This window comes from Paenibacillus sp. 7516, assembly GCF_002272715.1.
Taxonomy (GTDB): Bacteria; Bacillota; Bacilli; order Paenibacillales; family Paenibacillaceae; genus Paenibacillus; species Paenibacillus illinoisensis_A.
In genome coordinates, this window is the sequence record NZ_NPBI01000006.1 from 433,244 (window position 1) to 458,707 (window position 25,464).

Here is a 25,464-nt window from a genome sequence, read left to right on the forward strand (position 1 = left end):
CAACACTTCAACAAATGACAAAAATTTTGATCATGTGATATGTTATTTTCAATTTTGGACACAGCCAAGGAATACCTGTACGATGGACAGATATTCTCTCGGTGTGACGTATTGTCATATTCAAACCATTGCGTGTTCACAGTGATTAAACTGCTGCAAGGATCGGTCTATATACAGGGTGCCACATGGCTTCCTTAATCGCCTCTTCCACGTTTTCAAGTTGACGGCGGGCGACACCGTCTTCGATTGCTGCTTTCGCTACAGCAACGGCCACTTTGTAAGAAACATCCTGCAATTCTTTCACCCTTGGCAGCAGTGGAGCTCCTGGTTCAGAAGAATCTACTGCACCTGCTACCGCGATCGCCGCTGCTGTAAACATATTTTTCGTAAATTTCGAAGCTTTAGCTACAATAGCTCCCAGTCCCAGACCAGGGAAAACAAACGCATTGTTGGATTGACCAATTTCGAACTGAATGTCATTATACATTACAGGTTCAAATGGGCTTCCTGTTGCGATCAATGCTTTGCCATCCGTCCATTCAATCAGGCTTTTTGGAGCTGCTTCGGCGAGGGAAGTTGGATTGGACATCGGCATAATGATTGGACGTTCCACATGCTTGGCCATTTCCTTAACAACCTGTTCGTTGAAGGCACCTGTAACACCTGATGTACCGATCAGAATGGTCGGTTTAATACGAGTAACAGCTTCAAGCAGATGAACCTGCCCCTGTTCATCCCGATTCCAGTCTTTGATCTCCTCCGATTTGCGTACATATGGCTTTTGGTACTCGAACAATCCTTCGATCTCGTCCGTCAAAATACCGCGATAGTCGAACGCCCAGAACCGGTTTTCCGCTTCCTCCTGCGTAAGTCCTTCTTCCATCATGGCATCTCTGATCTGATCCGCATTACCAATACCGGCAGCCCCTGGGCCAAATACCAGTACACGATGCTCGCGAAGTGGTACACCCGTAACCTGAACACCTGACATTACAGCAGCCAGTGTGACTGCACCCGTCCCTTGAATGTCATCATTGAAGGTGAGCAGCTCTTCTCCATATTTATGGATGATGCTTCTGGCATTTACGCTGCCCATGTCTTCCCAGTGAAGCAGAACATCCGGGAACCATTTGGTCGTTTCTTTCACAAAAGCGTCAATAAACTGATCATACTTCTCGCCGCGGATACGTTCATGACGATTTCCCACATATAATGGATCATTCAGCAAAGTAGGATTATTTGTTCCAACATCAAGTACCACAGGAAGTACTCGGCTTGGATCAACCCCTACGGCTGCGGTGTACACCGCCAGTTTACCGATGGCAATGTTAATGCCGCCCACACCCCAGTCTCCAATACCGAGGATGCTTTCCGAGTCGGTTACCACAATGAGATCCACATCTCCAGCTTGCAGACCGCTGTTTCGGAATGCCTCCTCCAGGCCGTCCATATCGTTAATGGAGAGGTACACTCCACCAGGTCTATGGTATTGATGGCTATATTCCTGAATCGCTTGCCCAACGGTAGGTGTATATACAATCGGCAGCATTTCACTAAGATGTTCTTTCAATAATCGATAAAATAAAACAATGTTTCGGTTAAACAAGTCATTTAGCATGATGCTTTTACGCAAGTTATCAGACTCATTTTGCAGTTGCTGGTATACCCGGCTCACCTGTTCTTCAATATTTAAAACCATCGGCGGCAAAATGCCGTTCAGGTTAAGTTCTCTTCGCTCTTCTTCGGTAAAGGCAATACCCTTGTTCAGAATTGGATTGGATAGAACCTCTTTACCTCTTAATTGTGTTTTCAGATTCCCGCTCGCATCAACAAAAAATGTGTTCATTACTAATAGCCTTCTTTCATGATGTCTCTTTAGTTTCTTTTTAACACTAGATAACTTTAAGTTAGTTGTTAACCTTCCGATGACAATTATATGACTTTTTTTCTTTGATGTAAACGAAGTTATGAAACTTTCATGAAAGGAATTTAGTTGCTATTCGATAAATAATATTTATCAATTTGTTGATTTTCAAGAAAATCATTTTATAGAATTCTTTGGATTCGGCATGAGGAATGATGATAGTACATAGACATAAGAAAAAACCGCATTGCTGCGGTTTTAATACGATAATTTGTTTGAGATGAATTGTTACGGGATGTAAGCATCCACAACCTCTACTTTTTTCACAGCCCCATCCTCTATGTATTTCACATCTATTACGCTTCCTCTCTGAAATTTTGGGACATGTATGATTGGGATATACGTCTTCACAATGGTTTGAAAGGTCTGACCATCTTCCTGGGTAACTAACAGATCAAGACGCACGCCAGGCCGTCCATCCATGCTGGATGAAGTCTCAGCGATATCCTGGATGATTGCTTCTGCGGGCATTCCGAATTTCAAAATCTCTTTTTTGTTCTGCATCTTCTCTTGACCCGTTCGCAGCCTTTTGGTGACATTTAAGACGAGAATCAATCCTGTGGTCAGCCCGAGCACAACAATTACTATACCAATGATTAAGGTAGTTAACGTTGTCGTCATTTCATCCTCCTTAAATGAGACTTCATACAGATTACTTCAAGATTAGATGCGATATTCCTGCACATGTTAAAATAAGCGAGCCTTGAGCTGGTGTGTACACCAGGTTTTATAATAGAAAAATTAAATAGATTCGTCTCGATTGAACAATCCTCTGTTCCATAAGGAAATCTATCTCGCCAACCTCGAACGGGTGATCAACAACTTGATTCCATTTTACAAGCGAGACTTGTTTTCTACTAATCAATAGTTATATGTGGCGCTCACAGGAGCGCCTTTTTACTTCATGGATGTCGCCTTTTAAATTTCCTTGTCTAACGAATGGGCGAAACTGATCTGTAACGGTGAGTAGTTTACTGCCCTGCAGATAAAATGTATCATCCGCTTTCCACGTATGGCTTTTCTTGTTCTGCCTCCGGTGGTAGACATAGTTATAGGGTGAGGTCGCATATGTTTTGAACCCTTTCTTCCTGCATTGCCTCAGAAAGGTAACATCTTCCCCCACGGAACGGTCGGTGAATCGAACCTTCTTGAGTACTTCCTTTTTGAACAGGATCGTGCCCCCCTGCACAAACTCTACGAATTTACTGGCTTCCTTAGGGGATCTGATCAGTAGTTTTTTCGAAGCGCCGAGATATACCAGACAGGAATGTTTGCCCACGATATCACTTCGGGTCCGTTTTAATGCCCCTACTTGTTCTTTCAGATAATAGGCGGAATAATAATCGTCATCATCAAACTTAGCAATTAACGAATACCGGGCACGTTCAATCCCTGCATTCAAACATTGTCCCAACGAGATTCTCTCAGGAACCTGATATACATGAATATTGGCGTGGCCTCGAACACGGTTTCGATATGATTCCAGATTCATGCCGTCATGATTCAGAATGATAATCAACTCTTTGCTCCGATACCGCTGTCTCTTAAAATTCGTCAGAATGTTATCAAAAAACTGTGACCGGTTCGTACATACAATAATGGAAACCCCATGTCCACCCTCTGTATTGTTCAAGGTTTAACCTCTCTTCTATGAATGATCTTTCATCATATGTAGAAGAATAGATCAGGTGTAGGCTAATAGAAAAGAATTATAGATTGAGCCCTGGCTGACCTGCCAAGGCTCCCCAATCATGGTTACGTACCAAAATACACGTCCAGTTTTCCTGTTGGTGGCGTGGTCGCCATCCACACGGCAGCCAGATTATCAGGAGCGGCGGTAGCAGCCGTAATATAATCCCCAATGAGCGGTGTTGGAACCGGATTATTTCCATTTGGATTAAAAGAAGTCGTCGTGAGTCTACGATTACTGAACGTAACCCCACCGTCAAAAGATTCAGCAACGAATACATCCAGAAGGAATCCGTCGATCCGGTTGGTCATATAAATGACCCGAATCGTTCCGGCAAACGGGGACACGGTAATAAATGGAAAGAAGTTCTGTGTACCTGGAGGGGCACCCGTTATACTTACAGGAGCTGACCAGAGCAGTCCATCGGGAGATTCGCTCAGGAACACATCCGTGTAACCATTTCGGGCATCGTTCCATACCCCGTATACGGTTCCACTGTTTGGTCCAATGGATATATCCGCCCCCAGACACAGGTTGGTTTGAACTCGAAAAGCATAATTGGGCACAGGCAATGGCGAAGGAGCGGGCACGACCGAGGAGATAAACGTAGCCTGACGCTCAATAGGAGGCTGATAATTGATTCCACCATCATAAGATATCCTCAGTAATGCAGAAGGACTGGCAGGTCCTGTTATAATATACCCGGCATAGACCTCACCAGAAAAACCAACGGCTAACGCTGCACGGTCATGTATCCCACGCGGGTTGGACTGTCTGTCCGGTGGTTCCCAGGTCAAACCCTGATTCACCGATCTCTGCGTAAAAATGGCAGAAGATGTTGTAGCAAGGGGTGTATACCCCACGTAGGCATGCCCGCGGTAAGGACTTCCCGGAGACCGATCAACGGCAATGAATGGCTCATCATTATGAACAATTGTTCCATACCCTGCTTGCGCGATAACGGGAGGCTGCCATGTTGCGCCATCATCAAACGAAGTATAACTGACGATTGTCCCATCGTTGATTCCATTGAACACATGAACGGTCACTATAAAGGTACTTGGAAAAGTATAGTCAATGGTAGGTGCCTCTGCCCCCGAATATCCGGCTGGCTGTGGAAGCACTGTAGTCGACCATGTGTTTCCACCATCGATTGAACGATAGAATCCTGTTAGCGTGGGCCCTGTACTGGTATCCACAGCAACAACACACATAATATTCGGATTTAGCGTATTTACAGCAATGGAAGGTTCAAACTGGTTGCCTCCCAAGGCACCGGTAATATTCACTACTGGCAATATGCTCACCTCTATTCCTTTAGGGGATATTTGTAAATCGGTCTATTAACGTCATTTCCGACTGAAGGATTCGTTGGACAATTTGACCTGTAGAGTTAACGGCGTAGACGTCAATTATGGTGCTGGTAGCACTGAAATAATCACTTTGCACCTCAAAAAAAGCGGCATTAACTAGTGGATAGATAAACGTTCTTGTTGCTTGGGGAGCCAATTGAAACAGATCGTGACCGACAGTAAAGCGAGTAGTTTGAGTCGTGTCCCACCTGAATACTTCAAGTTCAATATTGACGGGAGCATTAAGTGAATCGTTGATGCAGGTTACAATGACCTGGGTAGATTGTGTAGCTCCAGTTACGGGATTATAGACAAGACCTGTACTATTCGGCAAAACATTTCACTCCCTTCTCTGCAGAAAAAAGGTACAATTCTTCCGATTAGACTATACTATGTTCCTGTCTATCAACTGTCACGGCTAATATAAGTGCCTCATCGAATGATCCTGTTCCTTTTTTCATGCAGCGATTAATCGTGCGCATCTGCCTTTCGCTTAACAAAACAAAAAAAGCCCTGTTAAATTCCCCAGGACCTTTCCATATATATGATTGCGATTTATCTAGGTAGAATTATTGATATTTTAGCTTTATCCCCACGAGAGTGAGAGTATCGGTTGAGAGCGCTGCACCTGCCTCATTATTTTCTTCTTCAACAACGTCCCACTGCCGGTTAATAAGCATGCGCAGCAATTCTATCTCTTGAGCGCTTAATCGGATATGTCTCAGCGTTAACTCCTCTTGGCTATAGTCCAGATCAATCTTACGATCAAACCGAAAGTCCAGCACCCTTTTCAGTCCGTTGATATGCAAAAACTTAAACTCGTATCCGCTGCGAATGGCCTCCGCCCAATCCTCACCAGCTTCTTCTGCCGTCTGCAACCGTTCTTCCAAATCCATGGTCGGTTCCTTGATCTTGGACAGCAAAGGTGCGAGATCTCTTCGCTGCAAACGATCGATAATAATCTCAATCGGTTCACTACTCGTCAAAACATTCTCCACCAGCATCCCTACAGGAATCGAAAGCCGCACCTGACTCATGCTCAGACCGCCTCTTCTCGAAGATACTGATTGAACCAGGCATTGATCTGTTCGAAACTGTCCACTCGTAGTGAAGGCTTGCCGCTTTTCAGCAGCGAATGATTGGAACCAGGATAGCGAATCAGTTTGGTTGTTTTGCCGTAACGTCTGAGCGTGGTATAGAGCTCCTCCGCCTGGGCAATCGGTGTCCGATAGTCCTGCTCTCCATGCAGGATAAGAAGCGGTGTGTTGATCTTATGTGCGTGAGCCAGCGGTGAACGGGACCATAACAGCTCGGCATTCTCTGCCGGATTGCCCCCAATGACTCCCTCAACATAAGAGATACCTATATCACTGGTACCGTACATGGACAGCCAATTGGAGATGCAGCGCTGGGTAACAGCTGCCTTGAACCGATTGCAGTGGGCAACGATCCAGTTCGTCATAACCCCTCCGTAACTGCCGCCTGCAACACCCAGGCGTGATTCATCAAATTGTTCATATGTGTCAAGGGCATGGTCAACCGCCTCCATTAAATCACGGAAGTCTCCACCCGCGAAATCACCACGGCAAGCTCTGGCAAATTCCTGTCCGTATCCCATACTCCCTCGCGGATTCACCCATAAAACGGCATACCCTTGTGCTGCAAGTGTCTGCATCTCATAACTGAAAGTGCCCGTATACATTGCATGCGGACCTCCATGGATTTGCAGAATCAGTGGAGTTTTGGCAATCGAATCCTGCCCCGCAGGCTGCAGCAGCCATCCCTGGATGCGCCAGCCGTCTGTGGATGTAAATTCAATCCGTTCAGGTACATTCACTTGGAGCCCGTTGATCCATTCGTCGTTTCTCCGGGTGAGCCGGATCATTTCGCCAGTCTCAACATCCACGCGATACAGCTCCGCTGGGTGATCAGCAGTAAGTGCAGCAATGACGAGTGTAGCTCCATCTGGTGACAATGTGTATTGGTACACATCCTTTTCACCTTTTCCCGTCACGGGCTGACATTCTCCATTTTCGTGGATGCGGTACACATCCACGCTTCCATCGTGCGTACCGAGTACAAGCATGCCTCGTTCAGGATGGTTCACATCCCAGATCGGAGATGGAGACGGACCGGCAGATTTCATATCTCCGAGCGCTGCGTTGCCTAACTGCATATCCAATTTCGCTGTGATCGGCTTTGGCGTTCCGCCTTGCACGGGGACTGTGTATAATCGGTTATGACTGCCGCTGCCGAATTCCCGGTCGCTGGCGATCAGATTCAGTACCTGACCATCGGGAGAATAGGAGAACTGGCTCAACTGCAGACTCGAGTCCGTCACTTTGGAAGGCTCACTTTCTCCCAACCGAATCGTGTATACGTCAGTGAAGTACAGCAGATCCGCATCGGCCTCCTTATCCTCCACCTGCTTCGAGATAAAAGCAATGCTCCGGCTATCCGGGGACCATGTGGGTCCACTGACGTTCCACGATCCGGTGGTCACCGAAGTGATCACCCCACTTCGGACCTCATAAACGAACAGATGGCTGTAGAGACCGTCCCACCAGCCGGATCCCTCCGCTTTCGGCGTTGTACGTTCATACACTTTGCCACGCAGCACAGATGCCGTTTCATTCTTCGGCTTATCTTGGTCACCTGCATCTTTTATCTGCACTTTGCTCGTGAAGGCAACATACTGGCCGTCAGGTGACCATGCGTAATCCAATATTTTTCGCTCGGGCGGAATAAGATTAACAGGTTCGTCCTCACCAGCCGCAAGTATCCATAATCCTTTGCCGCCCTCTTCCAAACGCAAAAAAGCAAGCCGTATTCCGTCCGGTGTCCAGCTCGGCGCTGTGTCCTTGGTGCCATTCGTGAGCTCGACATCATTGCTGCCATCCAGCGATATTCCTCGAATCCGGGTGTTGTACTCGTTCTTTTGCCGATCTATGATCTGCTCTACGTAGGCCACCTGTCCATTCGGATGGATTACGGGATGGCTAATGGAACGATAGTGATATAAATCCTCCGGCATGATTGCTCGTTTGTTCATATGAAGGTCCCCTTTCTCCAGTCCTGTTATTTTTTACTCGTTTCCGTACGTGGATCAAGTACATCGCGCAGCCAATCGCCGAGGAAAATAACGCCAAGCACTGTGAATGTGATGGCTAGTCCAGGGAATGTGGCGACCCACCAGCTTGTGGCTACATATTGTCTTCCATCACTGAGCATGCCTCCCCATGAAACGTCCGGCGGCTTAATGCCCAGACCGAGGAAACTGAGCGAAGCTTCCATAATAATGGTCGTTCCGACGTTCATACCGCAGATGACGATAAAGGAAGACAGGATGTTTGGCAGAATGTGTTTTACAATCAACCGTCCATTCTTGGCTCCTATGGACCTGGCAGCATGAACAAAGTCACGCTCCTTGATGCTGAGAACCTCACTTCGAACGATACGGGTAAACGGAACCCAGTTGGTTACGCCGATGACAAAGATCAAGGTCGTTATTCCCGGGCCAACGATGGCCATCACAACGAGCATGAACAGAATGGTAGGAATGGCCATGAAGGCATCTCCCACTCGCATGATGACCGCATCCAGCCATTTCCCATAAAATCCGGATAGCAGTCCCAGGATGGCTCCGATCACTCCTGAGACAATGACTGCTCCCATACCGACGATTAATGAAACGCGTGCACCATAGACGATTCGGCTCCACATGTCTCGGCCCAGGTTATCCGTACCAAGCCAATGTTCCGACGCTCCTCCGTCCAACCAGGCAGGAGGTTTAAGGCGATTAAGCGGATCGACAGCTGCAGGATCGTGACTCGTCAGCAGAGGTGCACATATGGCGATCAAAACGACCAACAAAACGAGCACAGAGCCAAGCATCCCGGTCTTGCTGATGATCAGTTGTTTCCATATATAGCGAAATCCCCCTTGCGTACGGGAACTCTCCTTTTTCTGTTCCGCACCCGGAATTGGCATTTCATTGCTCCCTCTCATAGGTTGCACCTCCTTCTAGTCGAAATTAATGCGCGGATCAAGCAGCCGGTAAGCTACGTCCGTCAAAATATTGGTTATAACTACGATTAAGGCAATGACAAATACGGCTGCCTGTACAATCGCCATGTCATGTGTATTAACGGCGACGACCAGAAGCTGTCCCAGCCCCGGCCAGGAGAACACCGTTTCCGTAATCAGTGTTCCGCCGATCAGACTCGTAAACTGCAAGCTCATAATCGTTACAACCGGGATCAAGCCGTTACGGAACGCATGTTTCCCAATCACGACCATCCGACCAAGCCCCTTGCTGCGTGCTGTACGAATATAATCCTGACTTAGAATTTCCAGCATGCTGGAACGAATTAGACGGGTCATCTGTGCGGCCAGACCTACGCCAAGGGTAAATGCGGGCAGGATCAAATGCGACAGACCACCACGGCCCGAGACGGGCAGAACGCCCAATATAACGGAGAACAACAGGATCAGCATGATGCCCATCCAGAAGTTCGGCATCGCCTTACCGATGACGGATATCCCCGAAATGATCAGATCGGTAAACGTATTACGTTTAACCGCCGAAATGACACCCAGCGGCACAGCCATCATAACGGCAAAAAACATGGCTGCAACAGCCAGTTCGAAGCTGGCAGGCAATCTCTCCAGAACAAGCTGCAGGGCAGGTTGTCCATAGCGAAAAGATTGACCGAAATCGCCCTGCAATGCACTGCCCAGGAATTTCATGTATTGCGTGTAGAGCGGTTGGTCCAGCCCAAGCGCTTCTGTTAGCACCGCGCGATCTTCCGCTGTGGCAGTCTCGGGCAGCATCAGGGCAACAGGATCACCCGTGACCCTGACTAAAATGAATACAATCAGCGATACAATAAATAATACCGGTATGACTTGCAGTAAAGATTTGAATACGTACTTCCCCATCCTCATTCACCTCCATGCGATACCAAAGAACGGCAGGAACTTGGTCAACCCAGTCCCTGCCGTTCACGGCCTATCGTTGCAATGACCAGTTGTTCTGCCGGGTCTTACTGTGCTGCAGTTGTAATCTCGTCGGCATAGAACATTTCATCACTGCGTGGCGTGAAGTTCACGCGTGCATTCGTTCCGTAGACCCCTTCCATCTGGTACAGATACACGGCTGGACGTTCTTCTGCGAAGATTTGCTGTACTTTCTGGTACTCTTTTTCCCGAGCCTCAGGGTCCATGTTCACGAGTGCAGATTGAAGCAATTTCTCCACTTCCGGATTATTGTAATCCGATTCTCCTTTTGCTTCTTCCAACATGTAGCGGTTGTAGTTATTTGAAGCGTCGAACAAGGAGTTGCCGATACCAATCATGAAGATTTCCTTGAATGATTTGGAGCTGTAACGTTCACTGAAAGCACTTGGCTCCAGCACGTCCATATTGATTTTGAAGCCTGCTTGCTCCAGCATGGCAGCCACAACTTCAACCTGTTCCTTATATTGCGATGAAACGGAAATGGTCATCTCGGTTTCGCCTTCGGCGTAACCCGCTTCGTTCAGAAGCTGTTTGGCTTTCTCCAGATCGTATAGAGATGTTTTGTATAATGACGGATCTGCACCAAAGTTACCTGGCGTTACGGATGTACGGGTGACGATACCTGCTCCGCCTGCAATGCTGTCGACAATACCTTGTTTGTCGATGGCCAGATCAATGGCTTCACGGACTTTCGGATCAGCTGTAATGCTGCCTTCTGTCTGGCGGAAGATCAGCTGCAGCACACGCTGGATTGGCGCTTTGACAATTTTCTTGTCTGCTTCACCTTCAATGCGGGCGATGTCTGTAGATGGAATCGATGCAGCTACGTCAACTCCACCCGCGAGCAGTTCGGACACCCGTGTGGAAGCCTCAGGGATTACGCGGAATACGACTTCATTCCATTGCGGTTCATCGCCATAGTAGTTTTCATTCTTCACGAGTACCACACGATCATCTTTGGTCCATTTGCTGAATTTATAAGGTCCGGTTCCTACAGGCTGTTTCAGGAAAGCATCCATGCCATTATCCTCGATATATTTGGCAGGCAGGATGCCTGCTCCCATTTTGGAGAGGCGGTTAAGCAGGAGCGGATCCGGTCCATCTGTAATGATATCCACGGTATGCTCATCAACGGCTTTAACTTCAACGATATTTTTGAAATAGCTGTTTTGTTTAAGCGTTACATCTTTGGCTACACGCTCGAGTGTATATTTGACGTCTGCTGAAGTGAATGGATCGCCATTGTGGAACGTAACCCCTTCACGCAGCTTGAAACGCCAGGTAGTGTCATCCACTTGTTCCCAGGATTCAGCAAGCCCAGGCACTTTATTTTGTTCACTGTCGTTTTTGATCAGATAATCGAATACGTTAACCAGAACCGCCTCACTGGATGTATTGTTGTTGTTATGCGGATCGAAGCTCTCAATATCCGTAGCTGCTGCAATTGTCAGTGTTGTGCTGGAAGCTCCGCTGCCTTCGGTTCCACTTGATGCCGAGTTGCTGTCTGTGCTTGTTCCACCGCATGCGCTGAGCACCAATGCTACAGCCAGTAATGTAATCCACATGCCAGTCCATTGTCTTTTTTTCATTTGGAACGTTCCCCCTCAGAAGTCGTGTTTCTTGCCAAAAACTCAAGTGCTATGGATGACAGCATGCCTACACCATAAGGCATTGCCGTTTCATCCAGATCAAACATCGGATGATGAAGCGGGTATCTTGTCCGCTCTTCCTCATTGCCTGAACCAAGACGGAAGAAAACGCCAGGAATCTGTTCGCAATAGAAGGCAAAATCCTCACCGCCGGTAGAAGGCGGAATGCTGCTCCATCCTTTTGCCCAATCCAATCCATCAACAGTTTCGGTAAGCAAGTCCACCATCGCATGATCGTTCACCACGACCGGATATCCATCGCCGTAAACCACTTCATGCCCTGCGCCGAAGGAAGCGCACACCCCGCTAACGACTTGTTCAATCAATGCAGGCATGCGTTCACGAAGGGTCGGTGACAGTGTGCGAACCGTACCGATCATCTCCACCTCTGGCGCAATGGCTGTGCCCATATACCCGCCAGTGATTTTGCCAATGGTAACTACAACAGGCTCCAGCGGATCCACCAAACGACTGGCGATATTCTGCAGCGCTGTGATAACCTGAGCCGATACGGCAATCGCATCGATGCCTTCATGCGGCCGTGCAGCATGTCCACCTTTGCCGAATACACGAATCACCAGACGGTCTGCTGAAGCAAAAGCCACCCCTTTACTCACACCAACGGTACCCGTATCCTGGCCAGGTGTCACATGCAGACCTGCGATCGCATCGACCTTCGGATTCTCCAGTACACCGTCCTGAATCATGGCCCGTGCACCGGCTAACCCCTCTTCTGCTGGCTGGAACACAAACTTGATGTTGCCCGACTTCGGTCTGCCGAGACCGGTAAGTAATTCAGCCGCTCCCAACAAAATGGTGGTGTGGGCATCATGACCGCACAAGTGAGCCTTGCCTTCAACCTGGGAACTGTACTCCGCCGATTTCTGATCCTGGATCGGAAGTGCATCCATATCTGCCCGGAGTGCCATGGTTGGACCATCCGTTTCCCCACGAAGCAAACCGACAACCCCGGTCCTGCCAACATGACGGGTCACTTCAAGCCCCAGGCTCTCCAGATGCTCGGCCACGATTCCAGAAGTCCGCACCTCTTCGTATCCGATTTCCGGATGGCGATGGAAGTCTCTCCGCCAGTTCGTTAGCTTCGGCTGCAGCTGCTGTGCGAGTTCAAATAGTGATTTTTGTTCCATTATTGCTCATTCCCTTCCTGTGGTTCTGATGAGACCAACCGTGAATAGATGGCATCAGCAGAAAATGCAATGTGACGTTTCATCGTATCTCGAGATTTCACCGGATCACGTGATTTCAGTGCTTCAAGTATCCCGGTATGTACTCCTTGGTTAAGAACCCGAATGTTTTCATCGTATGGCATCAGATCCAGCGCAGGATTGATCTTGGTACGAATCAGTCTGACTGCCGTTTCCAGGTAAGGATTCCCTGACGCCTTGGCAATCGTCAGATGAAACTTGACATCCAGTGCCCTGAACCATTCCCGGGTACAATCTGGCTCGGTACTCTGTTTGATGTAACCTTCCAGCAGCTCCAGTTCGCCTGCGGTGATCCGCTCAGCAGCCAGAAAAGCACCTTCCGGCTCCACGATTGTCCGATATTCAAACACATGTAACATCTGATCCCAGTCACGCATGATTTCTTCCTTGGTTCTTTTGTGTGCATTAGCCGTGATGGGGAGTACGAATGTTCCTCCCTTGGCACCAACACGTTTTTCAATCAATCCCTTACTCTCAAGAGCAGATAAGGCTTCACGAACCGTTATTCGGCTTGCATTGAACATTTCGGCAAGTTCACGTTCTGAAGGGAGCTGATCTTCACTCATGATTTCTTTAAGGATAATAGCTTCCTCTAACTGTTCTCTGATAAACTCACTGACCTTTATTGCAGAAACTTTCTCAAACTGGAAAGTCGCTTGGTTGAACATATCAACACTCCGATCGATATAATGTCTAAACCTTATACCATTAAACTCTTACTCATAATATAATTCCGAGTAAACAGATATGCAATGATTTTTTTTCAAAATATCACAAATATTTTTTTAATCCGGCGAAAATGCTTAATCTAATAACGAAAAAGACGCTGCTGAATATCAGCAGCGTCTTCCTATCGTTTAATTAGTGTTGCTTCAAAAGAATTAGTTTTGCTCGTTCAAGTACACCGCTTTTCCCGTGCGGGCAGATTCATAGAGAGCTTCGAGAATTTGTGATACAACCAGAGCTTGTTTAGGTGTAACTACAGGCTCTTGATCCTTATCGATAGCTTCAATCCATTTTCTCATCTCAATATCCGGCGCGCTTTCCGACTTCCCGTCGTAGAACGCTACGCCGTCTGCACTTAGCGAGATCTCATTCGTATAGAGACGGCTGAATTTCTCGCCGTTAATGCGCAGGCCATTCTTCATGTCGGCTCCAGCTTCCGTTCCACTAAGACTGCATTTTGCTTCATCCACATCCAGAGAATTCAGCGCCCAGCTGGATTCCAGCATGATGGTCGCACCATTTTCCATCACGATCATGCCGAAGGCCGAATCCTCAACCGAGAATTTCTTCGGATCCCACGGTCCCCATGCATTCGCAGCATTTTCCTTTTGGGAGAGCTCATGATACGTCGTGCCCAGAACCACTTTCGGTTTGTAATTGTCCATCATCCAGAGTGTCAGGTCCAGTGCGTGTGTACCGATATCGATCAGTGGTCCGCCGCCTTGTTTTTCTTCATCGAGGAAAACACCCCACGTCGGTACGGCTCTTCTGCGAATCGCATGTGCCTTGGCATAATAGATCGATCCCAGCTCGCCTGCTTCGCACATCTGCTTCAGGTACAAGCTATCTTCTCTGAAGCGGTTATTGTATCCAATGGTCAGCTTTTTGCCTGTGCGTTCAGCTGCTTCAAGCATGCTCTGTGCTTCGGCGGATGTCTTCGCCATCGGTTTTTCACACATGACGTGTTTGCCGGCTTCAAGCGCAGCAATGGAGATTTCGGCATGCGAAATATTAGGTGTGAGTACGTGAACGATGTCAATTGATTCATCCTTCAGCAGCTCCTGATAATCCGTATATACTTCGGCTTCGGCATTGCCATATTTCTCTTTGGCTTCCTCAGCCCGTTCAGGAACAATATCACAGAATGCAACCAGTTCAACATGTTCGAGCTTGCTCAAACTTGGCAGATGCTTGCCATTCGCAATCCCGCCACATCCAACAATTCCGATCCGGTACACTTTACTCATATCCATTCACCCTCACTTTTGATTTGTTTTGTTTCATCTTCCGAAAAGCAGACGGGGTCATCCCCAGGCGCTTGCGGAAGACGGCATGCAAATAGTTGGCATTGGTAAAACCGGAGACAAGTGCAATCTGTTCAATCGATCCGTTGCTCTCCTCCAGCTTGCGGCACACCGCGCCAAGGCGAATATCTTCCAGCACACGGCTGAACGGCATGCCTGGCTGCACCTGATAAAATATCCGCTGCAGTTGTCTGGTGCTGATATGTAGCTTCTCTGCCACATGTTCCAGTGTGACGACATTGGAATAATTGGCCTCCATATACTGCACAGCATATTCATACCTGTACATGGACATATCCCGCTCCGGTGCTTCTACCCGGATTTCGCCGTTATCATGGGCACGAACGGTTCTCAGCAGAATGCTGATCACAAGCTGTTTAATGGATGTATAATACCCGATCAGTTTACGATCACATGCTTCATACGCTTCCAAAAAACAGTTCATGGCCCGGTGATAATCATGCACCGGAACGAGGGGCAGTGCCTTGAGCTTGGCGATCGTTTCCTCGGATTCTGCGGCTTCCCACGGATCTACATCCTCTCTGGGCTGCTCGACAATATCCACATGGAGACATAGTTCATCCATGTCCTCTTCGGCATCGGCCTCCTGATAGTGAACGACGCCAGGCCCGGTCAAATAAAGCATGCCTTCGGACAAGGAATGCATCTGGTCGCCCAGAATAACTTTCCCCTTGCCCCGCGGAATAAAATGAAATTCAAATTCCGCATGGTTATGAAAATCAACGATTCGACCTGCCGGGAATGACGTCAAGTGAAATCGTAAAACCCGTATTTCGTAATGTCCCCAAGCAATGGTTATGTCCAAACGCTCGAGGAGATCCTGTCGTTCAAGCATTTTTTCAAAAGGATATCGGTTCAATATCTTACCTCCCCAACCAGCCTAACCTTGCAAATCACTGAGGGAGATCCTGCGTCCTTCCTTGGCAGAGGTGTTGGCAGCTTCCATCAGGCGTGTCAGCTCGGAGGCAATCTGCAGATTCTCAGCAGCCAAGGAATCATTCTGAATATGCGAAACCCATTGGCTGAATGCGCTTTCTCTTTTCTCCAGCAACGGAAGCTCAGTCCACTCTTTAACCGCCTCTGTACCCACATTGGTCCGGATCAGCAGCCTGTCGTCAGGTGTACCATACAACAAGGTCCCTTCCGTTCCATGAACTTCAATGGTAAATGGAGAGTGACTGTTCACGAAACCGGCCTCAACCACACCGATCGCTCCAGAATCCGTAAACAGGGTTGCCACTGCATTATCTTCTACCTCTTTGCCTGTGACATAGCCGAAATTGGCACTCACACCTGTCACTTCCTGACCCAAAAAGAGTCTGGTTAAATACATCGGATGGCACCCCAGGTCAATCATAGCACCTCCCTGACATTCCTCCAAGTTGTAAAAATGCTGAGGCAACCAGTCTGCAATCGCTCCGTTATGAGACAGGCGAACCCGGACATAAGTCACTTTCCCCAATAAACCTTGCTGGAGCACATCCTGAATGGTTAGCGTATACCCGTCATTTAAGCGCGGTAAGGATACGGTCATCTTGACTCCCTGCTCACGGACTTCAGCCAGGATGGCATTCACTTCTTTTACCGTTGAAGCAATGACTTTTTCCGTGAAAATATGTTTACCTGCTCTTGCAGCAGCGGTGATGACGTCCTGGTGGTCACGGGTAGGTGCATCCACGATCACGGCGTCAATGTCCTTCTGTGCCAGCATCTCTTCAAGAGATGCAAAGTAGGGTACATTCAGTCGTTCGGCAGCTTCCTGCCCGCGCTGAGCATTGTCATCCCATACCGCTGCAATTTCAGTATCCTCATGTTCCTGGACTTGCTTGATATAATCCCATGCATGCACATGCCACAAGCTTATTTTACCAATTCGAATGGTCACGATGTCTTACCTCCTAGTATATAATATCCTGACATTTAAATATAAGTTATCACAGGCTTCGTTTAATTTTAATAGAAACAGGCGACAACAAATATATAAAATTACGACATCTCATTCAGAGGTCGACATTCTGTGTTCAACAATCCAAGGAGCTGTCTCCTCCATGATTTTGCGGTTAGAAGCCTTACCTATTGAGGTTTAATGGCTTATCATGAAAATCAAAAAAAGACCAGGGCTCATGCAATTGCATGACCCTGGTCTTTTTTCATAGAATGGATTCTGTTTCATGGATCCTTTCGCGATTTAAGGGAGCAAATTCTCTTCGGCAGTTACTTCGGGTTCCGGTTCAGGAGTGTTCTCTTCCCCGGCAGTTACGTATAACCGGCCTGGTGCTTCGGTCTCGATTTTGTTCCCTGCTGCGTCCTGTACGCGAATAACAATGACTCCACCCTCAAGGACTAATGAGGAAGGCGTGGTATATGTGCCCGTATAATGACCAGGCTCTGTCTCCTCCAGTGGAATCTCCGATCCGCCTTCCGCATTCAGATTCAGCGGCAGCTGGATTCGGAATGAAGCCTGCAGTCCTGGAGCACTGTCGAAGGAGACGGATACGGTTTCTCCGGACACAATTCGCACATCTTCGGCAGGTGTAATATTGGTCAACTCAGGCAGCGTTGTTTCCACGTAGACTTTACGGGTTACCGTTGTTTTATTGCCCGCGACGTCCGTCGCAATGACTGTAATCGTGTTTTCGCCTTCATTGACGAGAATACGATGACTGAAGCTTCGGTCTCTCTCCAACTTGACTGTCTCGCCGTTTACCGTAACCTTGTTGAGGAATTGATCCACTGTGCTGCCTGTAACATGCACCACTTCAGCGTTGGTTCGGCTTCCTTCCTCAGGCGTAACAAGAGTTACCTGCGGCGGCGTCAGATCCTGGATAATGACAACGGGAAGTGAACGATCCGTTACTTTTCCATCAATGATTGCCTCTGCAGTAAAGGCATTGACTCCTGAACGAAGTTTGGCGTCAAACTTGAACGTTCCGTTGGTTACCGTTGTTGTCCCTGCTACATCTTTCCCATTGTAAATTTTGATCTGAGCTCCATTCGCTGGAGAAGTACCTGATACGGTGAATGTTGATTTATTGGAATAGGTATTGCTTGGTGCCGTAAGTACTGGTGCGTTTACCGGATATCTCACCACCGCCCGAATCATATAGTTACCTTCTTCTGACGGTGCTGTGCTCCATGCGCCGCTTACACGCTGCCAGCTTCGTCCAGCATTGGTTCCGTTCTCATCGGTAGCCAGTCCCGGAGCACTTGTTCCTGCAACGGATTGTACATACACGATATAGAAATCTCCGCTCGTGATGACCGGTTCCGGGAATTCAACGCTGGTCCACTGATCATTGCGCAGTGCTGTTCCCTCAAACGGTCCTGCCAGCAAGCGTCCTGGTGCTCCATCTGCTCCGGATGCATCATAGACAGCATATTGGAATGCGGTTCCACCAGGTACAGGCCACTCTGTGTTCCAGAACCGGAACGATGCGCCTGTTACTTGAGCGGTTGCTTGCTCAGGTGTCATCCGGACCGCCCAGGCATTATCTGCGGCTACAAAGGCTCTTGCATTCTCCGCTGTACCGTCATCATATGCGATTTCTCCAGGGAAACCAATAAACGGCTTCAATGCCACACTCGCATCTGCAGTACCATTCCCTGGTACCGTCACATTAACGGTTTTACTGTAATAGTCTGCAGCTCTGACGGAGACGGTATAACTTCCTTCCAGCACATCCAATACAAAACTGCCGTCCGACCCGGTGTGAACCTCACCGACCTGGGCATCTTCCAGTACCAGAACGGAAGCATCAGCCAGAGGTTCGCCTGTCCGTTCGTCGGTAACGACACCTTCAATCGTACCATGAGGTATAGCTTCCAGATTGAAATTGGCTTTTGCACCACTACCATCGGTAATGGTTACTGCTTGTGTACGCGGATAATAACCATAAGCCTCCGCTTTCAATGTATAATCACCCGCCACATGAGTGAAGCTGTATTTCCCTGTGGATGGATCTGTTTTCACCGAACGTCCGGTTTCAATTACCGTAACCGTTGCACTTGCAGGCAGGCTTTGTGGATTAACAGCGCCTGTTTCCGGCTTCTCAGCCTCAGGCTGCTGCTGCTTGGATTGATTGAATGCTGCCTTATCGGTTCGTGTAACCTTGTACCAGGAGTTGTCATATTCCGGTTTTGGCTTGTCACTGCTCAGCACTACCGAACTATCCTGTGTAACCGTCTCTGGAGCAATGCTCAAGATGCGGAAATCGTCAATATACCAACCGGTCTTGACCACACTGCTATCGGAGGTCAGGCGGAATCGGAATTGAACTTCGTTTCCAGTCAGCGAACTCAGGTCATAAAATACCGGTGTCCACTGCTTGCCATTCGAATTATGAGAGAACTTGCCCAGCTCTGACCATGTGCTTCCACCATCAGATGAAGCTTCCACATAGCCAAAATCATATCCGCCCTCAATTTCATACCAATGGTTGAATGTCAGGGTAGCATCATTGGTATCCGTCAAATCCACAACGGGTGAAACCAGTGAATAGTTTGAACCATTCTCATACGTACTGTCCAGATCAGTTGCCCAGACATTTGGCGGAGAAACGGCACTCGCTGGTCCATTGACTGGAACCCCACGTTCCCACTCATCCTTCGTTCCCGAATGGGTCCAGCCATTATCGTCACTACCGTCAAATTGGTCGACGTAAATGTCTTCCGGCACCTCAACCGAGATGGATACCTCATTCGACTTTTCACTCTCATTGCCGCTATAATCCAGAGCCGCAACGGTGTAATAGTACGTTGTATCCGTTACTGTAGCTGTATCCGTAAATGTTGTCGCTCTTGTATTTCCGATTGCCTCGTATTCAGCACCCGAAGTTGTCGAACGATACACGACATAAGACTCCAGATCCTCATCGTCAGGTCCATTCCAGGATAACGCCACATTACCCAAAACGTCAGCTGCAGCACTCAGCTCTACAGGTGCACCCGGAGCGATATCATCTGGTGATTGTACAGAGAAGTCATCGATATACCAGCCTGCCTTCTGTACAGTGTTGTCACTGGTCAGATTAAACTGGATGAACACCTGTTGTCCTGCATATTCACGCAGGTCCACATACTGGGTTTTCCAATCACCGCCTGTGCCCGTAAAGCTTAACAGCTCTTCAAATACATAGTCACTGTCTTCCGTCGCGATGTATACCTTACCGAAATCAATATTGCTCTCGAGATCAAACCAGTGTTTGAACGAGAGTAATGCCCCTTCAGGACTTTCGGTTAGATCAATAGGTGGAGCGAGCAGATAGGCGTTGCTATTTGCTGCATACGTACCTTCCAGGTTGGTGGCAATGACCTTCTCGCCGGAGGCTGCACTGCCTGGTCCACTTATTGGCGCACCCCAAACCCATGTGCTTCCTGTACCGCCTGTTGTGAAGCCCAACTGATCTTCTTCAAAATCCTGAACATATCCGGGCTGGACCCCATTGGATACAGCCACTTTGTACACCTGGCTGTCAAATCCGTTGTTGCCGTAATCGTTAACCCGGATATAATATTCCACGCCTGCAGGTTCAATCAGGAACGCCGGAATGGTAGTGGAATACGTTCCATCCTTGCTGTCCCCCGCTATGCGGTTCATCGGCAGATAGACATACTGGCTTGTTCCCGTCGTTTTGGCAAATGCCTCTACGGAGACCACTCCCACATTATCCGTCACATGAGCCGTCAGCGGAATATCGAGTCCGGTAAAAGCTGAATTCACAGGCGTATGCTGGAGTATCGGCTCTTCCAGATCATCTCCTGCCGTTACCACTCGTCCGGATACGCTTCCTATTCCTTCAAGCACGGAACCCACAGCGTCCAAGGCGTTGATAATGCCATGCCCGTAACCGTTGTTGGGCGAAGTTGGATATTGACTGTCCGTGCGTGGTGTTGCTGTATCCATAATGATCTGTTCCAGCTGATCCACGCTCAGGGAATGATTGGCCTGGAGCAGCAATGCAGCAAGTGCTGTCGTATGGGGACCCGCCATGGATGTTCCATCCCAGCCTCCCTCGTATACCCCGCCAGGAACAGCTGATCGGATATTGACTCCTGGTGCCGAGACTTCCGGCTTGATCTCATCATACGGAGATGGACCCAGGAGTGAGAATGAGGCCAGGTTACCGTTAATATCTGTTGCTCCTGTGGCGAAGCTTTCCGGATAATTTGCTGGATTCGCAACTGAACCCGGGCCACCTGGATTCGTTAATCTCACATTACCTGCCGAAAATTCAGGGAAAATCTGTGCATCCCGCCAGGCTTGTACCATCGGCCGGAACCACTCGTCCAGTCCTGCGCCACCACCCCAGGAATTGTTGACAACATCCGGGGCGAGCTCAGGATGGAGGTTGCCTTCGGCATCCACTGGAGCTATTAGCCACTGCCCGCCATCCAGGATAATCGCATCGGTGGTTTCCGGATTGAATATCCGCACACCGATCCATTTGGCACCTGGAGCCACACCGATCTGATTGCTTCCATCTTCCTCCGAACCCACCATCGTCCCCATCGTATGGGTACCATGCCCGTCTTCATCCGCAGGCAGGGAAGCGTTACTATGTGGATCATACCAGCTAAGCTCTGGATCAACGATATTACCAGATGCATCGATTCCTCTCCATTTGCTGCGAAGAGCTGGATGATTGTAATCAACCCCACTATCCAAGTTGGCAACGACGATGCCTGTTCCATCGATTCCTCTCTCCCAAACTGCGGGTGCATTGATATAATCGATATTCCATTCGACATTTTCTGTTGCCAGGTTATCCTTTGATGCAGCTGCCGAGTCCTTGGAAGTTGCTGCATCTTCCTTGACCGGTGTTTTTGCAGGATCTGCAGCCGGAGCTGCACTTGCCTTTTCTTTGTTTACCTCAGCTTTTTGCAAGTAACGCGTTTCGTTAGGGAGAACTTTCTCCACTTCAGGCAGCAGAGCAATCTGTTCCATGACTTCCTTGGTACTCGTTACAGCGAGTGAATTGACGATAAAATAGCTTTTATATTCTTTGACCTTGCCTTGGTCAAGTTGTTTCTCGAGATAGCTTTCGAGCGTGTACTGCGTTCGCGAAGCCGTTTCCCGTAGAGAGCTGACTACCGAATTTCGTACGGACAGCTTGGTCGCTGAAGCCGTCTGTTTCTCGATCGTCGCCTTTTCCATGGCCTGTTTCGAGACCGCTGACGTGTCCACCTGCTCCTTCATTTTCACGAGATAGGTGACATAGTCGCTATCCTCAAACTGTTTGGTCAATTTCGCGTTGACTTTGGATGTCGAAACCTTGGCCTGGCTTGATTTCATGTCGATTTTTTGTGATGTGGAGTTTTCAGCTGAAACCGGATGTACAATCGAAAATGCAAGGAGAAGCGAGAGGCCCATGGAGATGGGCTTGCGTAACCGACTACTCTTAATCAAACTTTTCCACTCCCTTTACCCGGTTTTTGGATTATTCTGGTGCTTAAGCCTTTCTCAATTAAAATCAAAATGGAATGACGGCCTTTGGGCGGACACCAATAGACGCCCGAATCATTACATAGAGCCTCACCTCCTTTAAAGGTCTGGTTACACAGGCGATATGAAACGGTAGCAGCAGATTGTAAGTCTCGGAAGTTTAGAAATTGTAAGTCTCGGAAGTTTAGAAATGGAAGATTGATAGGCCCAAACATGAGAGTGAATGTCGATAAGCATTCATATAGGAGGGTAATCACGAGCGTTAGCAGAAAGCTTGCCAGGAAGTGAATGAAACGTTCATTTGCGATTTGTTCGAGTGATGTAGGAATCTCTGTGAATTACATGTAATAACCAAATTGCAATTTAACTGGATTTTTATGGAATAGTATATCGTCACCATTTGATATGTACAAGCACTTTTCTAGAAAATTATAGAAAATAAGCCTTTTTAATGCTTTTATATGTCTGATGTCTCTCTTAACTTGAACTCGTTTTTTCATAATTGCGCACCATTGGTATCGTGATAGATTCAAATCATGTCTTTATGACTAAGACTTGCTGTGTAAGAGACAACTGAAATGCATAGACACCCTCGAAATAACCATTGAAATTACAAAAAGAACCGACAATGCTGCCGGCTCCATCCTTCACTTAGTCCATTTCAATCTTGAATACGACAGGCGATTCGCTCTTCACATTTGTTGTTGTGATCGTCAGCGCATCTGTTGTTCTTACCCATTGAGGTCGTTCATCAAATCCCAAAATCTCAATGCTTTTGATTATTCCTTGGAAGTGATGTGAATTCTCTTTCAAGGATCGAATGCGAACCTCTCCGTTGTCCGGATAGACAAGAACCGTGGCGTAGAGATTGCTGTCTTTTACGGTAAAACGAATATCTTCACTTGTAAACATCTTGGTATCTCCGTCTGTGAACTGGCCTTCCTTCACTTCTGTCGGACCTTCGCCGTAAGTGCGCCAGAAGGTAGTATCATAGATGGCCTCTCCGTTCACGCCGAGCCACTCACCTATGGCTAACAGAATATCCCGGTCTTCCTCGGGTATGCTGCCATCCGCTTTGGGTCCAACATTGAGAAGCAGATTGCCGTTTTTGCTCACAATATCGACCAGATCCCTGATGATTTCATTCGCTGTTTTGTAGTTGTTATTTTCCGTGTAGCACCAGGAATTTTTGGCGACAGCCGTATCGGTTTGCCAGTAATAGGGCTTGAGGTCGGCAAACTGCCCTCGTTCGACGTCGGGAACGGCACAGCCCAGAACAAATGCATCATGTTTGTAATTAATGACTACAGGAATTCCCCACTCTTCTCCTTTGTTATAGTAATATGCGCTGAATTTTTTCAGGTACGGCTTGAAGGCTGCAGTCTGAATCCACCAATCAAAATAAAAGACTCGCGGCTGATATTGATCCACCAGCTCGCAGCAGCGAACCAGCCAGTCTTCCAGAAACTCCTTGGAAGGAGGCGAGCCATACAGATCATGATGGTCAGGTTCAGGCATGGCAGGCCAGTAAAAATCTCCGCGACTAAGGGGCTCCTGAATATCCGATTCGAATTCCTTCCCGTGGGACATGAAGAACCAGTGCTCTGCCCGGTGCGAGGAGACGCACAATGTAAGGTCTTGCTTCTCATAAGCGGTCTTCATCTCCCCCAGAAGATCCCGTTTGGGTCCCATTTCAACTGTGTTATAGTGGGAAATGGAGCTTTTATACATTTGAAATCCGTCATGGTGCTCAGCGACAGGCATCACGTATCTGGCTCCAGCCTTTTTGAATAGGGTGGCCCATTCGTCTGCATCGAACTTTTCCGCACGGAACATGGGAATGAAATCCTTATATCCAAAATCCTTCGGGTGTCCATATACTTCAAGATGGTGTTCATGGGCTTTGGAACCCTGGATATACATATTACGTGAGTACCACTCACTATCGTAAGCCGGAATGGAATACAGTCCCCAGTGAATGAAAATGCCGAACTTGGCATTCCTGTACCAATCCGGGACCTGATACGCACGGAGTGACTTCCAGTTATCCTTGAATCGGCCTTCAGCAATGGTGGCTTCAATCTTTTGCAAATATTCGGTATGCTCCATCGTCTGTTCTCATCCTTTCATTATCCTGTTCCCTTGTATTGTAGCGGTAGGATGAAGGGATAGACATGCAGAACACTAACTTTTGGATGCACAATAATAACCTTGTAAGGAGAATACGCTCATGAATCATCAGACGCTGCTTACGAACTACCTGTCTAACCTGCAGGTGGAATTGTACATGGTCAACTACAATCGGTGTGATGCCGACTGGCGTGATCTGGATTACACCCCCGATTACAGCAAATTTTATTGGATCAGCGAAGGAGAAGGATGGTTAAAGATTGGGGATCAGGAGTATTATCCTGAACCTGGACAGCTATATTTGATGCCTGAGGGGGTTACACAATCCTATTCAGTCATTAGCGATCAGCCTTTTCTGAAGTATTGGTGTCATTTCAGCGCTAAGGTCGGGGAAATTAATTTATTTCAAATTTTGAAGTTCCCTCACTTTTGTACCATAGAACGCCCTGAATTGGTCAATGAAATCTTCGATCATATTCTTGTGTATGCGAGATCCGGTGAAGTATATGCTCACATGATGGCCAAAAGCAAACTGATGGAGCTTATATCCCACTATCTGATGAATCTGGATCTGGAGCAGATCACGTATCTGAACATACCCATCATGGAGAAGATGTCTGCCATACTCGCCTATATCGATGCCCATATTGAAGAAAATATTACCGTTCAGGATCTGGCGCAGATCGCTTATATGCATCCCAACTATTTCATTCGCTTCTTCAAGCAGCAGGTAGGCATACCGCCCATTCACTACATTACGGGCAAAAAAGTGGACAAAGCCAAGGAGCTGCTCAGCTGTACGCCGAACACCATTACCATGATTGCTGAACATCTCGGATTCCGGGATTTGTATTATTTTTCGAGGCTGTTCAAGAAGCATACCGGGTTAACCCCGACTGAATTCCGCAAACAAACGACACTGCTGATAACATAAGACTGGTTATGTATACTTATACAAGAACATCAAAAGGAGTTCCCTGAC

Annotated in this window: 18 protein-coding genes; 1 reads left to right on the plus strand and 17 read right to left on the minus strand. The window is 47.9% G+C overall.

Annotated features, from left to right (window positions below; translation table 11 throughout):
- Window positions 1-145: 145 nt before the first annotated feature.
- From CHI14_RS05345 to CHI14_RS05425, 17 genes are all read right to left on the minus strand, one after another.
- Window positions 146-1,846, minus strand: a complete 1,701-nt coding sequence (locus tag CHI14_RS05345) for an NAD-dependent malic enzyme (RefSeq protein WP_095287373.1) — start codon at window positions 1,844-1,846, stop codon at window positions 146-148.
- A 306-nt stretch (window positions 1,847-2,152) separates the two neighbouring features.
- Entirely contained in the window at window positions 2,153-2,545 is a 393-nt protein-coding gene (locus CHI14_RS05350) for a hypothetical protein (protein WP_095287374.1), read from the minus strand.
- A 247-nt stretch (window positions 2,546-2,792) separates the two neighbouring features.
- On the minus strand, window positions 2,793-3,557 hold the full coding sequence (locus CHI14_RS05355; protein WP_095287375.1) for a glycosyltransferase family 2 protein: 765 nt from the start codon (window positions 3,555-3,557) through the stop codon (window positions 2,793-2,795).
- Between the two features lie 122 nt (window positions 3,558-3,679).
- Entirely contained in the window at window positions 3,680-4,903 is a 1,224-nt protein-coding gene (locus tag CHI14_RS05360; RefSeq protein ID WP_249281006.1) for a sialidase family protein, read from the minus strand.
- 28 nt (window positions 4,904-4,931) lie between these two features.
- Window positions 4,932-5,300, minus strand: coding sequence for a hypothetical protein (locus tag CHI14_RS05365; protein WP_095287377.1), 369 nt, complete (start codon window positions 5,298-5,300; stop codon window positions 4,932-4,934).
- A 235-nt stretch (window positions 5,301-5,535) separates the two neighbouring features.
- The gene (locus CHI14_RS05370; protein ID WP_095287378.1) at window positions 5,536-6,003 is read right to left on the minus strand and encodes a hypothetical protein; all 468 of its coding nucleotides are present in this window, start codon (window positions 6,001-6,003) and stop codon (window positions 5,536-5,538) included.
- A gap of 2 nt (window positions 6,004-6,005) precedes the next feature.
- A complete protein-coding gene (locus CHI14_RS05375; protein WP_095287379.1) occupies window positions 6,006-8,018 on the minus strand; it encodes a S9 family peptidase in 2,013 nt (670 codons plus the stop codon).
- A gap of 26 nt (window positions 8,019-8,044) precedes the next feature.
- Window positions 8,045-8,974, minus strand: coding sequence for an ABC transporter permease (locus tag CHI14_RS05380; RefSeq protein WP_095287380.1), 930 nt, complete (start codon window positions 8,972-8,974; stop codon window positions 8,045-8,047).
- Window positions 8,975-8,989: 15 nt separating this feature from the next.
- Window positions 8,990-9,907: an ABC transporter permease gene (locus tag CHI14_RS05385; protein WP_095287381.1), complete on the minus strand. Its 918-nt coding sequence runs from the start codon at window positions 9,905-9,907 to the stop codon at window positions 8,990-8,992.
- A 104-nt stretch (window positions 9,908-10,011) separates the two neighbouring features.
- Entirely contained in the window at window positions 10,012-11,574 is a 1,563-nt protein-coding gene (locus CHI14_RS05390) for an ABC transporter substrate-binding protein (protein ID WP_095287382.1), read from the minus strand.
- A complete protein-coding gene (locus CHI14_RS05395; RefSeq protein ID WP_095287383.1) occupies window positions 11,571-12,782 on the minus strand; it encodes a M20 metallopeptidase family protein in 1,212 nt (403 codons plus the stop codon). The genes CHI14_RS05390 and CHI14_RS05395 overlap by 4 nt, the downstream gene beginning before the upstream one ends.
- Window positions 12,782-13,528, minus strand: coding sequence for a FadR/GntR family transcriptional regulator (locus CHI14_RS05400; RefSeq protein ID WP_095287384.1), 747 nt, complete (start codon window positions 13,526-13,528; stop codon window positions 12,782-12,784). The genes CHI14_RS05395 and CHI14_RS05400 overlap by 1 nt, the downstream gene beginning before the upstream one ends.
- A 213-nt stretch (window positions 13,529-13,741) precedes the next feature.
- Window positions 13,742-14,833 carry a Gfo/Idh/MocA family protein gene (locus tag CHI14_RS05405; protein ID WP_095287385.1) on the minus strand — a complete coding sequence of 364 codons (1,092 nt, stop codon included), beginning with the start codon at window positions 14,831-14,833 and terminating at the stop codon, window positions 13,742-13,744.
- Window positions 14,826-15,770 (minus strand): AraC family transcriptional regulator, encoded by a 945-nt coding sequence (locus tag CHI14_RS05410; RefSeq protein WP_249281007.1) that lies wholly within the window; start codon window positions 15,768-15,770, stop codon window positions 14,826-14,828. The genes CHI14_RS05405 and CHI14_RS05410 overlap by 8 nt, the downstream gene beginning before the upstream one ends.
- Before the next feature lie 21 nt (window positions 15,771-15,791).
- The gene (locus tag CHI14_RS05415; RefSeq protein ID WP_095287387.1) at window positions 15,792-16,796 is read right to left on the minus strand and encodes a Gfo/Idh/MocA family protein; all 1,005 of its coding nucleotides are present in this window, start codon (window positions 16,794-16,796) and stop codon (window positions 15,792-15,794) included.
- A gap of 303 nt (window positions 16,797-17,099) precedes the next feature.
- Entirely contained in the window at window positions 17,100-22,316 is a 5,217-nt protein-coding gene (locus CHI14_RS05420) for a S8 family peptidase (protein WP_095287388.1), read from the minus strand.
- Between the two features lie 687 nt (window positions 22,317-23,003).
- Window positions 23,004-24,461, minus strand: coding sequence for an alpha-L-fucosidase (locus CHI14_RS05425; RefSeq protein WP_095287389.1), 1,458 nt, complete (start codon window positions 24,459-24,461; stop codon window positions 23,004-23,006).
- Between the two features lie 121 nt (window positions 24,462-24,582).
- On the opposite strand from CHI14_RS05425, the gene CHI14_RS05430 reads away from it, so the two are divergent.
- The gene (locus tag CHI14_RS05430) at window positions 24,583-25,416 is read left to right on the plus strand and encodes an AraC family transcriptional regulator (RefSeq protein WP_095287390.1); all 834 of its coding nucleotides are present in this window, start codon (window positions 24,583-24,585) and stop codon (window positions 25,414-25,416) included.
- Window positions 25,417-25,464: the final 48 nt, after the last annotated feature.

Bases quoted from the DNA above. Each gene is read 5' to 3' on its own strand.
- CHI14_RS05405 (WP_095287385.1), bottom strand. From the start codon at position 14,833: ATGAGTAAAGTGTACCGGATCGGAATTGTTGGATGTGGCGGGATTGCG.
- CHI14_RS05385 (WP_095287381.1), bottom strand. From the start codon at position 9,907: ATGGGGAAGTACGTATTCAAATCTTTACTGCAAGTCATACCGGTATTA.
- CHI14_RS05395 (WP_095287383.1), bottom strand. From the start codon at position 12,782: ATGGAACAAAAATCACTATTTGAACTCGCACAGCAGCTGCAGCCGAAG.
- CHI14_RS05370 (WP_095287378.1), bottom strand. From the start codon at position 6,003: ATGAGTCAGGTGCGGCTTTCGATTCCTGTAGGGATGCTGGTGGAGAAT.
- CHI14_RS05345 (WP_095287373.1), bottom strand. From the start codon at position 1,846: ATGAACACATTTTTTGTTGATGCGAGCGGGAATCTGAAAACACAATTA.
- CHI14_RS05425 (WP_095287389.1), bottom strand. From the start codon at position 24,461: ATGGAGCATACCGAATATTTGCAAAAGATTGAAGCCACCATTGCTGAA.
- CHI14_RS05430 (WP_095287390.1), top strand. From the start codon at position 24,583: ATGAATCATCAGACGCTGCTTACGAACTACCTGTCTAACCTGCAGGTG.
- CHI14_RS05380 (WP_095287380.1), bottom strand. From the start codon at position 8,974: ATGAGAGGGAGCAATGAAATGCCAATTCCGGGTGCGGAACAGAAAAAG.
- CHI14_RS05350 (WP_095287374.1), bottom strand. From the start codon at position 2,545: ATGACGACAACGTTAACTACCTTAATCATTGGTATAGTAATTGTTGTG.
- CHI14_RS05400 (WP_095287384.1), bottom strand. From the start codon at position 13,528: ATGTTCAACCAAGCGACTTTCCAGTTTGAGAAAGTTTCTGCAATAAAG.
- CHI14_RS05390 (WP_095287382.1), bottom strand. From the start codon at position 11,574: ATGAAAAAAAGACAATGGACTGGCATGTGGATTACATTACTGGCTGTA.
- CHI14_RS05375 (WP_095287379.1), bottom strand. From the start codon at position 8,018: ATGAACAAACGAGCAATCATGCCGGAGGATTTATATCACTATCGTTCC.